Genomic DNA, 13,767 nt, shown 5'->3' on the forward strand with positions numbered 1-13,767 from the left:
CTAACCTCCAATTTTTAATATAAACTTATATTTTGAAGTATGTTGGAGGTCCACGAGCTAACTGCGTTATATACGATACATGTTATAACTTTTCAAATATCTTTTTCATTCTATTTATCTCCTTTCGTTATTCTTTTACGACTGCCATTATAAATCCATCGTACCCTTTACTTCCGACTGTTTGAAGCGCTGTAGCACTTACACGTGGCTCAGCAGCTATTAGCTCATAGAAGCGACGTATCCCTTGTACGCGAGGGTCATTACTCGTATTGTCAATAACTTCTCCTTCACGTACTACGTTATCCCCAATAATTACAGTACCAGGGCGTGATAGTTTCAGTGCCCATTCAAAATAAGCAGGGTTATTTTGTTTATCAGCGTCTATAAAGATAAAATCAAATGGTTCATACTTCTCATTTTCTATTTGTTGTAAAGAATCTAAAGCTAATCCTGTTCGCACTTCAACTCTATCATTCAAATTAGCGCGTTCAATATTGCTACGCGCAATGTCAGCATGCTTTTCACTTGCTTCCAATGTAACAACTCGGCCTCCCGATGACAATCCTCTTGCAAGCCATATCGTACTATATCCACCTAGAGTACCAATTTCCAAAATGTTTCGAGCTCCTTGAATTTGAACTAATAGTTGCAAAAACTTCCCTTGCGTTGGCGATACGTCATGTGCTGGTAAATTAGCTGCAGCGTTTACTTGAAGAACTTCTTCTAATATAGAATCTTTCGGTATTAATACATCACTCACATATTGATCAACGGCCGTCCATTTCTCAATCATACTCATAAAAATACCATCCCTTCAATTTTTCAATGCTTTTCTACTATCCACTTTTGATTATACCGAAAATTCTGTCTTATATACAAAAAATAAAGAAGGGACATCTACTTCATTACAAAATAGATATCCCTTCTTTTGTTTATACATGTATCCCTTACGGATTAGTAGACCAAAGTCCTGCTGATTTAATAAATGTACGTTTATTTAATTTCAGCTGCGCTACGATAAACTCTGCAATATCTTCTGCTTGCATTACTTTATCCGGATTTCCGTCAGTTAATCCTAAATCAACAGCCATGTCTGTTGCTACTGTACTTGGAGTTAAAGCTGTTACACGAATGTTATGTTTGCGAACTTCCATCGCTAACGATTCTGTTAAGCCAAGAACACCAAATTTAGAAGCACTATATGCACTTGTTACAGGTGCACCTTTTTGTCCTGCTGTAGATGAAATATTAATAATATCACCAGATTGTTGTTCAATCATGCTTGGTAAAGCTGCGCGAGTTGCATAGTATACACCCATTAAGTTTACTTGAATGATTTTTTCCCAATCAGCAACGTCTAATTCTAAAAACTTACCGAATTTAGAAATACCAGCGTTATTAATTAAAATATCGATAGATCCTAAACCGTTTTTTAACGTTTCAATTGCAGTAGTTACCTCTTCATATGAAGAAACATCAGCAGTCGCAATAACAGCTTTTACGCCTTCTGCTTCTACTTCTTTCGCTACAGCTTTTAAGTTTTCTTCTGAACGAGCTAAAAGACCGACATTTACGCCTTCTTTCGCTAATGCGATCGCTACAGCGCGACCAATCCCTCTACCTGCTCCTGTAATTAAAGCATTTTTGCCTTGTAATAATTCTGCCAAGTATAACACTCCTTAATCATCTCAGTTATGTACTATATTAAAATTGTATCTATGTTTATGTAAAAAGGCAATGATGCACTTTCATGTGCGTAGGTTACTTGTAGGTAACTATCGAAAGTTCTTATTTATAATTCTCATGTTTTTGCCATAATTCATGTAAAATAGAAATAAATCCCACACAGGAGAGTGTATGCGTATGAAAAGAAAAAACGGTTCTTGTCACTAACCGCAGTTGGACTATGTATCATATTTTTGGCCATGTACTTTACATTTGGTAATCCACTACATTATAAAGTAATAGAAAAAGATACTAGCGAATATCTCCATACTATAAAAGGATATAAACAAAAAGAAATACAAAACATAACCGGAAAATATACTCCTCTTTATAAGATCGGCTATTATGCAGAAGTCGTATATAAAGACGAACCTTATTTTACATACTCTTATACATACGATAATAATAAAATAATCCAAGGCAACGGCATTTTAGGAAGACATACTGAGTCATTTGAAAATCTTAATTGAAACTGGTCATTGTTTGACGAGTTAGTAGACGGTATTCATACAAACTTACAAGAAAGAAGTTTAAGTAAAAAGAAAGATTATTCTATACGCCATGTTCAATTCGTTGATATTGATGATGATAAAAACGGTGCAGAAGCATACGTTAACTTTAAAAAAGATAAAGAATCTGATTACTCATACCGTATGAATAGTGAAGGAAAAGCTTATCAGTGTAGCTGCAGCAATGGTAAGTGTATGTATAAAGAAAAATAGTGTTAGAAGATATGCCCCTAACACGATTTCTCTTTATCCTTAGGAATACACACAATAAATTCCGTACCCTTCCCTTCCTCACTCTCGACTTTTATTTCTCCTTGATGAAGGTCGAGTACTTTTTTTACGATAGCCAAACCTAAGCCACTTCCTCCATAAGCACGATTTCGTGAAGAATCCGCTTTATAAAAGCGCTCAAAAATATGTTGCTTCTGTTCTTTTGATATACCAATTCCTGAATCGCGAATACGTACTTCCACTACCTTCTCATATTCTTTTAACTGAATTGTAATTGTGCCACCACTTGGAGTAAATTTAATACTATTATGAATTAAATTAATCCAAACTTGACTCATACTTTCTTGGTCAGCAGTAATGTGTACTTTCTCTAAATTAAGTTCCAATTCAATTTCTTTTTCAGCCCAGAGCGGTTCACTATTTAACACAATTTGCTTTAACTGTTGATCTAATCGATAAGTTACTCTTTCTGGTGTATATTCTTCCGACTCTAAAAGAGTAAGCTTCAGTAAATTTTGACTTAGTTTAGATAATCTCGTCGTTTCCGTTTCAATAATGGTAAGGTAATGCTCTCTCTTTTCCTCGGAAAGATTGTTATCTTGTAGCGCTCTAGCAAATCCTTTTATAGAAGTTAATGGTGACTGTATTTCATGAGAAACATTCGAAACAAATTCCTGGCGCATTTTCTCCATCGCATTTAGTTCATCTGTCATATCATTTATACTTTTTACGAGCACACCAATTTCTCCATCATATTTCTCTTCATTTCGTATTTTTACGGAGAAGTCCCCTTTTGCAATTTTTTGTATCGGTTCAATAATAGTCCAAATCATCGCCTCTCGCTTCGGTCTCATTAATACTCCAATCAACACCCAAATAAGAACAATAAATACAAAGCCGACCATATCACTAATTAAAAAAGTAACAAAAGGTGATACTTGTATTTCAAGAGCATTTATTACACTTGATGATACATAAAAGGCTATAGACCAAATTATTGTGAGAAAAGAAAAGAGAGCTAGTACCGCTCCAATTATTTTCAATATCTTCACCTTATTCATTCGCTCTCTTCTTCTCATTTACTTACCTCTAAGCGATATCCTAAGCCTCTTATCGTTTTAATACTAAATCTCGACTTGTCTTCTTGGAACTTCTCACGTAACCGATTTATATGAACGTCTAGTGTACGCTCATTCCCTTCAAAATCATATCCCCATACATCTTCAATTAATTGCTCTCTCGAACAAGTCCTTCCCGCTTTAGAACCTAAAGTAAAGAGCAATTCGAATTCTTTTAGCGGTAACGTAACCGTTTGTTCTCCGGTTGTAACTTCAAATGTTTTACGGTTTAACAGTACATTTCCAACTTGAATTGATTGCGACACAGTAATTTGATAACGTTTCAATAACGCCTTTACCCTCACTACTAGTTCTATCGGATCAAATGGTTTTACAAGATAATCATCCGTACCAAGATGAAACCCTTTTACTTTTTGAGATGTTTCTCCTTTAGCAGTTAGCATCAAAATAGGGATATCATAGTATTTTCTTAATTCAAAACATACATCAAATCCATCCATATTCGGCATCATGATATCAAGAATAACCATATCAACTTTCACTTCATCTATTTTTTGAAGTGCATCTAGACCATCAATTGCTTCATATGTTTGAAATCCTTCCCGCTCTAAAAATACAGAAACAAGTTCTCTAATATGTGGATCGTCATCTACTATTAAAATTTTTGGTAGCAAAGAAAACCTCTCCTTTCTACGTAGCATCTTTTCTATAACTTTTAAAAATAAATCATCAGCGGAGTATACGCCCCACTGATGATTCATTTTATAATACGCCCTCTTTAATTTTCAATTGTTGCGTTGCAAATTCACGATACATGTCATGTGTGCGTAACAATTCATCATGTGTACCACTACCTGTAAGATTCCCTTTTTCTATAAAGATAATTTTATCTGCATCTACTACAGTAGCAAGTCTATGTGCAATAACTAACGTTGTTCTGCCTTTCATTAAGTTATTTAATGCCTTTTGAACGACAGACTCTGATTTACTATCTAAACTAGAAGTTGCTTCATCTAACATAAGAATTTGTGGATTTCTAAGTAACGCTCGGGCAATGGCAATTCGCTGTCTTTGTCCTCCAGAAAGTTTCACACCACGTTCTCCAACTTCTGTTGCATATCCCTTTGGCAAGTCATGAATAAATGCATCCACATATGCCATCGCTGCTACTTTTTCAATTTCTTCATCTGTCACTTCTCCCTCAACGCCGTAACAAATGTTATCTCGAATCGTTCCATCAATTAACGGACTATCTTGTGAAACGTAACCAATTTGACGTCGCCATGACTGTAATGAATAGTTCGTAATTGTATCTTTCCCTAATTTAATAGCACCGCTAGTTGGCTCATAAAAACGTTCTAATAGTGAAAATAATGTCGTTTTCCCGCTACCACTTGGCCCTACGATCGCTGTTACTTTTCCTGATTCAATTGTGAAATCAATATTCTTTAACACTTGCTCTTCTTCGTTATACTCGAAATGTACATTTTCAAGAACAATTGGTTGCTTAGCATTTGTGACTTTCACACCCGTTTCATGGTCTTCTACTTCGTATTCTAAAATAGTATTAATTCTTTCCGTTGCACCAATTGCCTTTTGGAATTGTGTAAAGAACATAGATAATTGACTCATCGGCATTATAATTTGAACTAAATATAAAATAAACGCTACTAGTTCCCCAGTTGTTAATGCACCACTAGAAACTCGCATCCCACCATATCCTACGATAATAACAAGCAATGCCATTAAAACAAACGACATAACTGGTGAAATTAACGCTTGCACTTTTCCCTCTTTCAAACCAAATTGCAATAACTTCTCGATACCTTTATTTCCAGTTTCATATTCTCTTTTTTCTGTGTTCGAAGATTTCACTAAACGAATTTCTGATAATACTTGCGTTAGCACACTTGTAAAAGAAGCTGTTTCATCTTGAAGTGCTTTTGAAATCTTATACATTTTTCGTCCTAGTGGAACTAAGATCAGTACTGATAATGGAATAACCGTTAAAAGTAAAAGTGTCATTTTCCAATCTAAAACAAATAATACGATTAATGATCCGACAATTGAAATACCGCCTGTTAATAAATTTGACAAATGCTCAGAAATTAATGTCTTCACTACACCTGTATCATTTGTCATTCGGCTAATTGTATCGCCTGTTCTATTTTGATCATAATAAGATACTGGCAATATAAGTACCTTTTTCCACAAACGTTCTCTCAGTCCGGCTACAATCTTCTGCCCGATATAATTTAGTAAATATATAGATAATCCTGCAGCTATAGTTTGCATAATAAAGAATGCAACTAGCCCAACAATTTGTCCTGTACTAATTGACGAAAGTGAAAAATTATCTACTAATCCTTTTGTTAACATTGGAATAAATAAACTCGCTCCCGTAGAAAGCAAACTCATGAATAACGCAAAAACAAGAATCCCTTTCGGAGGATTTGTATCTTGAATAAGGCGTAAAAACTGCCTCCAACTCCCTTTTTTCTTTATTTCATTTCTAACTTCCATTTCTGTCATCTCCTCGTGTTAAACAAAACTGTTCTTTCTAAAAATAGAATACAATACAAATGTAAACTGAATGTAAACACACTTTTTCTGTTTTTACAAAATATACATAAAAACTCATCTTTACAACAGATATAAATATCTGATATTATTACCTGGTACTTAATATTGTTCTATGTGAATGATAGATAACTAATTTACAATACTATATAAATCTCCAGTTATTGAAAGGAGTATCCTTTTTGCAAACAAATATACATTCTAAAAAGGAAACAATTATTTTTATTCATGGTTTAGTCGGCAATCGTCGTGCTTTTAAAAAAGAGCATAAACGATTTTCCGCCTCTTACAACATTATTACTTATGACTTATTAGGTCACGGCGATGATAAAGGAGAAGCTATCGAATTTTCATTACAGCGTCTCGTTGATCAATTATTGAATTTATACGAAAAAGAAGGCATTCAAAAAGCTCATATTTGCGCTTTAAGCTACGGCTGTTATATCTCTACCATTTTTGCACAAATGCATCCAGAAAAAGTTTTGAGCATTTGTCATATTGGTGGACATTATAATAACCCTTCCCTTTTATATAACGTATTTCAAAAGTTTTGGGAGAAGCGAGGAGACGATTACTCTAAATGGCTCTCTCAATACGCAAATACCATTTTTCCAAGTGGCATACTAAAGGCAAATCCGTTCGCAGTCATTTCAAGAAATATTTATTATCGGTTCGGATTGCAATTACATTCATCAATTATTGCCCAATCATTACGTCATCGGTTAGAATTCGATTTAAAATCTAAATTAAAATCACTTCCCCACCCTATTCTATGGGTAATGGGCGAACATGATCATCTCTATAAATCTTGTCTTTTTGATTTAAAGTCCATTCTTCCTAACGTTTTATATAAAGAAATACCGCTAGCAGGACATGCAGCAAACTTATTCCGCCCCAACTACTTTCATGATCTATACGCTCGATTTTTAAACGGGAAGTTACAGTAAAAACTATTACCTTCCAATTTATTAAACTATAAAAAGGCTTCCCAAGTTTCCCTGGAAAGCCTTTTCTCTATACGAAAAGTATATAATCTACTTTTTCTTAGTATGCTTTTGTGTAACCTAATAGGTGCTTGCTCCAGTAAGAGTTACTTACAGAACTAATACGTACACCAGTTGCATCAGTTTCTGCACTAATGAACTGACCGTTTCCTAAGTAAACACCCATGTGAGAAGGACCTGATTTATAAGTGTTTTGGAAGTATACTAAATCACCTGGTTGTGGATTGCTAGTTTTTGTTTTAGAGCTCCAGTATCCAGCAACTGTTTGACGAGCGCCTTTATGACCAGTTTGATTTAATACGTAGTGAATGAATCCACTGCAATCAAAACCAGCAGGTGTTGTACCAGCTGTTCTGTATGGTGAACCATTTAATGATCTAGCGAATCCAGCGATTGAAGATGTATCTCCACCAGTTGTTGGTTTTTGTACGTCTTTACCTGGTTGTTGAACGTTATTTGTAACGTTATTGTTATTTGTAACGTTGTTTACTCCGCCTTTTACAAACTTAACGAAGTCTGCACTTACGTAACCTGTGCGGCCGTTATGGTTAATTTTGTACCAACCATTTTCAGCGCCAGTAACGTTTAATACTGTACCGTTTGTTACACCACCGATTACAGCGTTGTATGTAGCTGGGCCTGTACGTACTTTTAAAGCACCAGTGTTAACAACATAAGAACCACCAGTTTGAACTGTAGTAGTATTGTTGTTTGTAGTTGGTTGTTGTGTTTTGTTAGATACAGCAGAACCACCTTTTGTTACGAAGTCTTTGCTTACGTATCCAGTTCCACCATTGAAGTTGATTTTAAACCAATCTTGTACTTCACCAACAACTTGTACTGTTTTACCTTTATTTACAGAGCCTAATACTGTATGAGATGTACTTGGGCCTGTACGTACGTTAAGTGAAGAAACGTTTACAGTGTAAGTACCAGTTCCTTGTTGAACAGTAGTTCCTGTTTTACCACCAGTCGTTACGAAGTCACCACTTACATAACCAGTTTGACCGTTTACAGTTACTTTGAACCAACCGTTTTCTTGTCCAATTACTTGTAGTACTTGACCTTGTTTTACTTTAGAAATAACGCTATGTCCTGTACCAGCACCTGAACGAACATTTAATACATCAGCAGTTACTGTGTATTTTAAGTCGGATTTTGTTTCTACAGTTTTTGTTTCAGTTACAGTCGTTTGTGTTTGAGTTTGTCCATTAATTTCTTTTAGCGCTTCGTTTGAAACTTGTGCATGAGCAGAATCCATACCTGGAACTGCAACACCTGCTACTGAAGCTGCTGCTAAACCTGCAATTACTTTTTTCATAAGTTGTCTTTACTTCCTTTCCCTACTATCCTCTTAAAAAAAACTTATAAACTTAATACTTTACAATATTATCAAAGTAAAATATTCATTAAGTTCCATTTTTTAACAAGAGTTTTATTTTTCACACAGAGTTCATTTTAAACGAGCGAAGTGAAATCCGTGTGAACTTCATGTGAACTTTACCATTAAACTTACTCTTTTTGCAATGCTTTTTTATATTTCTTATGTATTTTATTGAAAATTCGACATACCATTCATTATCTTAGTATATATTTTCTATCCACTTAAAAAAATTCTATTCATCTAACACAATGCAAAGAATGTATTTCCTAGTATAGTTCTTCCTATGAAGTATACTCTTATCATGACAAAAAACACTTTTTTTATCAATAGTATAATATTTTTAGAAAACTATTTTTGATACTATCTATCGCTTTTAAAAGATTTGACGATTTGTAAGATTTAACTTCAAAAATTCTGTTCTAATTTGACGAAAATGTACATTCCACTAACTATTTTTCACTACATATGGAATTTTCAGGATATTTATATTATCATATATACAGTGGTACCTTAATCCATACAAATATTATCCACCCTACCCGGAAACCAATCGAACTTTTACAGGTCGGTATTCTCCACTTAACATTGAATTTTGAGATGGAAGCCTTATTGCCTGCAAATAGCGAAATCAAAAAGGAGGTATATTTATGAAAAATATAATAGATAATCCTATCAATAAAAATATAGAACTGTACTATGCTTTTTTTCAATTCGTTTCAATTATTACCTTACAAAAAATATCAACTGTTGAAACACGTAAAAACGAATTAAAAGATCAGATGAAAAATTCCTATCAAAAAAATCCTTACTACTTATAAAAAGGTGAACAGGTTGTATCCCTGTTCACCTTTTTATAAGTAGCAAAACCCCGATTGGTTCAAATAATAATTAGTGGGGGATAAACAATTCCCCGCTCGTTCCTACATTATTTATAAATTTTCACACGGTTTTCTAAAGGCTGGTATTCTTTTTCACCTGCAGGTACAACTGGTTTACCAAACGGCATTTGCGCAATAAGCTTCCAATTTTCTGGAACTCCCCATTCTTTTCTCACTTCTTCATCAATTAATGGATTGTAATGTTGCAATGTAGCACCAAACCCTTCAATTTCCAAAGCTGTCCAAATTGCAAATTGTAACATTCCTGAGGATTGCTGAGACCAAATTGGAAAGTTCTCTTTGTATAATGCAAATTTTTCTTGCAGTTCTTCCACCACTTCACTATCTTCGAAGTATAGAACTGTTCCATAACCACTTTTAAATGCATTCATTTTTTCTTCCGTAGAAGCGAAGTTATTTTCAGGTACAATTTTTCGTAACGTTTCTTTCGTAATATCCCATAACTTATCGTGTTGTTCTCCAAGCAAGACGACAACGCGAGCACTCTGAGAGTTAAAAGCTGAAGGTGTATGTTTTACAGCATGATAAATTACTTCTTGAATTTTTTCATCAGAAACTACTTGTTCTTTACTAATTGCGTAAATAGATCTTCTGTCTTCAATTGCTGAGTAAAAATCTTTTGCCATCATAATTCCCTCCAATTTTCATTTGAGGCTTTTTCCTATGTACACATCATATGCCCCTCAAAACTTATCATTAATAAGTTTCTAACTTTATAATATAAACAAACAATAATAAACTCAAATAATAACACTCACATTTTTTACCTTTTTACTTTATTAGTGCTAAAAAATAAAAGGCAATTTGTTGTTACCGATAGTACGTAACAACAAATTGCCTTTCTTATATGATGATCCAACTCAGTATTTCACTTAATTAACTAAGCCAAATGCATAAGACATTAGCTTATTCGTCTCTGTAAAACGCTTTGTTTTACCTTTTGTTCCCATAACAACTGTAATAATACGAGTATCACCTTGTTTTGCTGTACCCGTAAAACAATACCCTGCGCTATCTGTAAATCCTGTTTTTAATCCGTCTATTCCTTCTATATATAAAGCTTTATTATTTTTGTTTAACATATCATTTGTACTTATAACATTAATATTATTAAATGCTAACTGACTTTGACGTAAGTGAGTCACTTCTAATATTTCTGGGTAATCTTTTATAAGATGATACGCCAAGTTTGCTACATCACCAGCCGTCATTTTTGTTTCACTTCCATCGGGCTCTTGTAATCCAGAAGCATTTGCAAATTTAGCATGTTCCGACATTTTTAACTGTTTCGCTTTTGCATTCATAAGCTGAACGAAATCTTTCTCCGATTTTGCCATATGTTCTGCTAAAGCCACAGCTGAATTATTAGCTGACTCAATCATTAATGCATGATATAAATCTTTAACAGTTAATGTGTCATTAACTTGTACTGGGATTCTCGCTCCCTCTGTTTGTGCCGCTTTCGCACTCATTTTCACCGGATCTTCCCAGCGAACTTTCCCATTATGTACATTTTCTAATAGAAGATATGCTGTCATCATCTTAGACATACTTGCTGGCGCAAAAGCCTCATTTTCATTATGTTGATAAATAATATCTCCATTACTCGCATCAATAATCATAGCTGCTTTTGCATCAATTTCCGGTGGTATGTACTTTGGTGGGACTACTTTTTCAACTAATCCTGTTTTAGGTAGTTCTGCCACTTGTAAAGGTTGTCCCTCTGTACTTGTTGCACTCTTTTGAGTTCCTTGGAATAAGAACCAACATATCCCTAAAACAATGACTAATAGGACTGTCAGCCTTCCCCATTTTAACCGCTTCATTTCAAAACTCCTTTAACAAACCTTTTATACACTCACATTTAACCTTAACAACTTTCCCTTTATATCGTCAAGGTAAAAAGCATATTTATTCATCTACAGCAATTATTATTTCAATGCATGTATGTTACAATAACAATACTGAAATATAAGAATATTCAATGATAAATCCTTATGAATAAAACTATTAATAGAAGGGATTCATACAAATGCTACTTCCAAAATCATTAAAATACGGAGACACAGTCGGGATCTACTCCCCTTCTTCACCAGCAACCTACACTTCTCCAAAAAGATTTGAACGAGCAAAATCTTACTTACAACAGAAAGGGTTTTATATATTAGAAGGTTCATTAACAGGTCGATATGATTTCTATCGTTCGGGTAGTATACAAGAGCGTGCTGAGGAACTGAATGCTTTAATAAGAAACCCTAATGTTTCTTGTATCATGTCAACAATTGGTGGCATGAATTCAAATTCAATATTACCTTATATTGATTATAATGCTTTTCTAAATAACCCTAAAATAATGATTGGGTACTCAGATGCAACTGCTTTATTACTAGGAATTTACACCAAAACAGGAATCCCTACATTTTATGGACCAGCTCTCGTCCCTTCTTTTGGCGAATTCGAACCTTTTGTTGATTGCACATACAAATATTTTGCTGAAACTTTACTACATGATTATTCTCTTCCTTATCATATAAAACAACCATTATTTTGGTCAGATGAATTTATTAATTGGGAAGAAAAGACAAAGGAGAAAGAACTTCGACCAAACGATTGGATTTCAGTAATTGATGGCAAAGCTACTGGACGTATTATTGGCGGGAATTTAAACACGATACAAGGAATTTGGGGTAGCCCTTATATGCCACATATTCAAGAGGGTGACATTCTCTTTATTGAGGACAGTTCAAAAGATGCAGCTACTATTGAAAGAAGCTTTTCATTCCTTAAAATTAACGGTGTATTCGATAAAATTTCAGGTATCATTCTTGGAAAACATGAGCAATTTGATCATTGTGGTACAAATCGAAAACCTTTTGAAATACTATTAGAAGTACTTCAAAATCAAAGAATTCCTTTTCTAGCAGACTTCGATTGTTGCCATACACATCCAATGATTACCCTACCTATCGGTGTTCAAGTAGAGTTGGATGCAACAAATAAAACGATACATATTATAGAATCTTGGAAAAAATGAATACATGGCTTTTATTGTTTTACAATAAAAGCCATGATACTATATAATTTGGAATGTGAAAGATTAAACTAAATACGTTCCAATATCTATCATTAGAAAAATTAGGTATAAATATATATTTATATGCAAAAGAGAGTGAATAAATGAAACCAACTATTAAAAATTACTTATTTTTACATGTAGCTTTTTTGATATATTCTATCATTATGGTTTACATGAAATGGGCGGCTAAATTTCCCATTGCTTCCATCTCATTTTTTATTGCTTATTTCGGGCTAGTTATACTTTTATTTGGATATGCAATTTTATGGCAACAAGTAATTAAACATTTCGAAATATCAAAAGCATATTCACATCGCGGGATTATTATACTATGGTCAATGCTTTGGTCAGTATTTCTATTTGGAGATACGATTCAGTGGAATCATTTACTTGGTGCAGCTATTATTATCGTCGGAATTGTGGTGGTGACAAAAGATGAATAGTTATATGTTATTATTTATTTTCGGGATAATTTTAGCTAATTACTCACAAATATTATTAAAAAAAGCTACTTTGCAACAATACGATTCTAGAATAAAAGAATATATGAATCCTTATGTTATTATCGGCTACTCTTTATTTGTAATTAACGCTGGATTAAATGTTATCGCTATGAAGGGCATGGCATTAAAACAAGCATCAGCATTAGAATCCTTAAGTTATATCATCATATTAATTTTCGGTTGGTATTTCCTGGGAGAAAAAATAACGAAACGTAAACTCATCGGCAACATGATTATTATCGTTGGTGTAATCGTTTATTGTATCCAATAGTAAAAGGCTCCGTTTGTGATAAACGGAGCCTTTTACTATTGACCTAAATTTTGCACCTTATCTTTCAAATCTCGAACTTGATCTACCGTCTGCATAAGCTCAGAGTTTTTAAACTCTTCTACATTCACTTTCCCTTCTTCTATCTTTGTCATCGCCGTATCAATTAACGTATTTAACTTTTCGTTATATCCGACGATTTGCTGATGAAGATCCTTTGCTACATCAGGAGGTGTTAATTCATTAAAAACGGGTATATCTTGTTTAATTTCACTAAGCTTCGTTTCTAATTCTTTCCGGGCTTCGCTATCATTAACGGCTTTTTCAGCTAATGCTGGTGCATCATTTGCAAATGCACTTATTTCATTTACATAATCTGTCGCTTTTTGAGCATAATCTATGGAGTTCTTTCCTTGTTCAACGAGTGAACATCCCATCAAACCAATTGTAACTATAAATACTAATAAAATTGATTTTATTTTCATTTTAGGCTCCCTTCATCTTTATAA

At 33.9% G+C, this 13,767-nt stretch carries 14 protein-coding genes and 1 pseudogene; 6 read left to right on the forward strand and 9 right to left on the reverse strand.

The features are described 5' to 3' along the window. Positions 1–127: 127 nt before the first annotated feature. Both ACTFRS_RS08690 and ACTFRS_RS08695 read right to left on the reverse strand, forming a co-directional pair. Positions 128–799: an O-methyltransferase gene (locus ACTFRS_RS08690; protein WP_440023744.1), complete on the reverse strand. Its 672-nt coding sequence runs from the start codon at positions 797–799 to the stop codon at positions 128–130. 148 nt (positions 800–947) lie between these two features. Beyond that, positions 948–1,667, reverse strand: a complete 720-nt coding sequence (locus ACTFRS_RS08695) for a 3-ketoacyl-ACP reductase (protein ID WP_000818985.1) — start codon at positions 1,665–1,667, stop codon at positions 948–950. 258 nt (positions 1,668–1,925) lie between these two features. On the opposite strand from ACTFRS_RS08695, the pseudogene ACTFRS_RS08700 reads away from it, so the two are divergent. Continuing rightward, positions 1,926–2,447 (forward strand): annotated as a pseudogene (locus ACTFRS_RS08700) (DUF3139 domain-containing protein). A 17-nt stretch (positions 2,448–2,464) separates the two neighbouring features. On the opposite strand, the gene hitS reads toward ACTFRS_RS08700, so the two are convergent. The 3 genes from hitS to ACTFRS_RS08715 form a co-directional block, all read right to left on the reverse strand. Further along, entirely contained in the window at positions 2,465–3,544 is a 1,080-nt protein-coding gene (gene hitS / locus ACTFRS_RS08705) for an envelope stress sensor histidine kinase HitS (RefSeq protein WP_440023743.1), read from the reverse strand. Beyond that, positions 3,541–4,218: an envelope stress response regulator transcription factor HitR gene (gene hitR, locus ACTFRS_RS08710; RefSeq protein WP_439194549.1), complete on the reverse strand. Its 678-nt coding sequence runs from the start codon at positions 4,216–4,218 to the stop codon at positions 3,541–3,543. The genes hitS and hitR overlap by 4 nt, the downstream gene beginning before the upstream one ends. A gap of 88 nt (positions 4,219–4,306) precedes the next feature. After that, complete coding sequence (locus tag ACTFRS_RS08715; protein WP_440023742.1) at positions 4,307–6,067, reverse strand: ABC transporter ATP-binding protein; 1,761 nt, start codon at positions 6,065–6,067, stop codon at positions 4,307–4,309. Between the two features lie 239 nt (positions 6,068–6,306). Here ACTFRS_RS08715 and ACTFRS_RS08720 point away from each other — a divergent pair, with 239 nt between their 5' ends. Beyond that, the gene (locus tag ACTFRS_RS08720) at positions 6,307–7,071 is read left to right on the forward strand and encodes an alpha/beta fold hydrolase (RefSeq protein WP_001194311.1); all 765 of its coding nucleotides are present in this window, start codon (positions 6,307–6,309) and stop codon (positions 7,069–7,071) included. A 97-nt stretch (positions 7,072–7,168) separates the two neighbouring features. On the opposite strand, the gene entFM is transcribed toward ACTFRS_RS08720, so the two are convergent. Then, on the reverse strand, positions 7,169–8,449 hold the full coding sequence (gene entFM / locus ACTFRS_RS08725; RefSeq protein WP_440023741.1) for an enterotoxin EntFM: 1,281 nt from the start codon (positions 8,447–8,449) through the stop codon (positions 7,169–7,171). A gap of 710 nt (positions 8,450–9,159) precedes the next feature. Here entFM and ACTFRS_RS08730 point away from each other — a divergent pair. After that, on the forward strand, positions 9,160–9,330 hold the full coding sequence (locus ACTFRS_RS08730) for a hypothetical protein (protein ID WP_061182306.1): 171 nt from the start codon (positions 9,160–9,162) through the stop codon (positions 9,328–9,330). 107 nt (positions 9,331–9,437) lie between these two features. Here the strand turns inward: ACTFRS_RS08730 and ACTFRS_RS08735 are convergent, their stop codons facing one another. Further along, positions 9,438–10,040 (reverse strand): nitroreductase family protein, encoded by a 603-nt coding sequence (locus tag ACTFRS_RS08735; protein ID WP_001993708.1) that lies wholly within the window; start codon positions 10,038–10,040, stop codon positions 9,438–9,440. A gap of 243 nt (positions 10,041–10,283) precedes the next feature. Continuing rightward, complete coding sequence (locus ACTFRS_RS08740; protein ID WP_440023740.1) at positions 10,284–11,237, reverse strand: D-alanyl-D-alanine carboxypeptidase family protein; 954 nt, start codon at positions 11,235–11,237, stop codon at positions 10,284–10,286. Between the two features lie 206 nt (positions 11,238–11,443). Between ACTFRS_RS08740 and ACTFRS_RS08745 the strand changes: the two genes are divergently transcribed. From ACTFRS_RS08745 to ACTFRS_RS08755, 3 genes are all read left to right on the forward strand, one after another. Then, on the forward strand, positions 11,444–12,445 hold the full coding sequence (locus tag ACTFRS_RS08745; RefSeq protein ID WP_440023739.1) for a S66 family peptidase: 1,002 nt from the start codon (positions 11,444–11,446) through the stop codon (positions 12,443–12,445). A gap of 143 nt (positions 12,446–12,588) precedes the next feature. After that, a complete protein-coding gene (locus tag ACTFRS_RS08750; protein WP_000805122.1) occupies positions 12,589–12,930 on the forward strand; it encodes an EamA family transporter in 342 nt (113 codons plus the stop codon). Then, positions 12,923–13,261, forward strand: coding sequence for an EamA family transporter (locus ACTFRS_RS08755; RefSeq protein WP_048557532.1), 339 nt, complete (start codon positions 12,923–12,925; stop codon positions 13,259–13,261). Before ACTFRS_RS08750 ends, ACTFRS_RS08755 begins: the two co-directional genes overlap by 8 nt. 35 nt (positions 13,262–13,296) lie before the next feature. Here ACTFRS_RS08755 and ACTFRS_RS08760 read toward each other — a convergent pair whose 3' ends face one another. Beyond that, on the reverse strand, positions 13,297–13,743 hold the full coding sequence (locus ACTFRS_RS08760; RefSeq protein ID WP_242294142.1) for a DUF6376 family protein: 447 nt from the start codon (positions 13,741–13,743) through the stop codon (positions 13,297–13,299). Positions 13,744–13,767 lie beyond the last annotated feature (24 nt).

The organism is Bacillus cereus group sp. MYBK139-1 (assembly GCF_051916915.1).
Lineage (GTDB): Bacteria > Bacillota > Bacilli > Bacillales > Bacillaceae_G > Bacillus_A > Bacillus_A pacificus.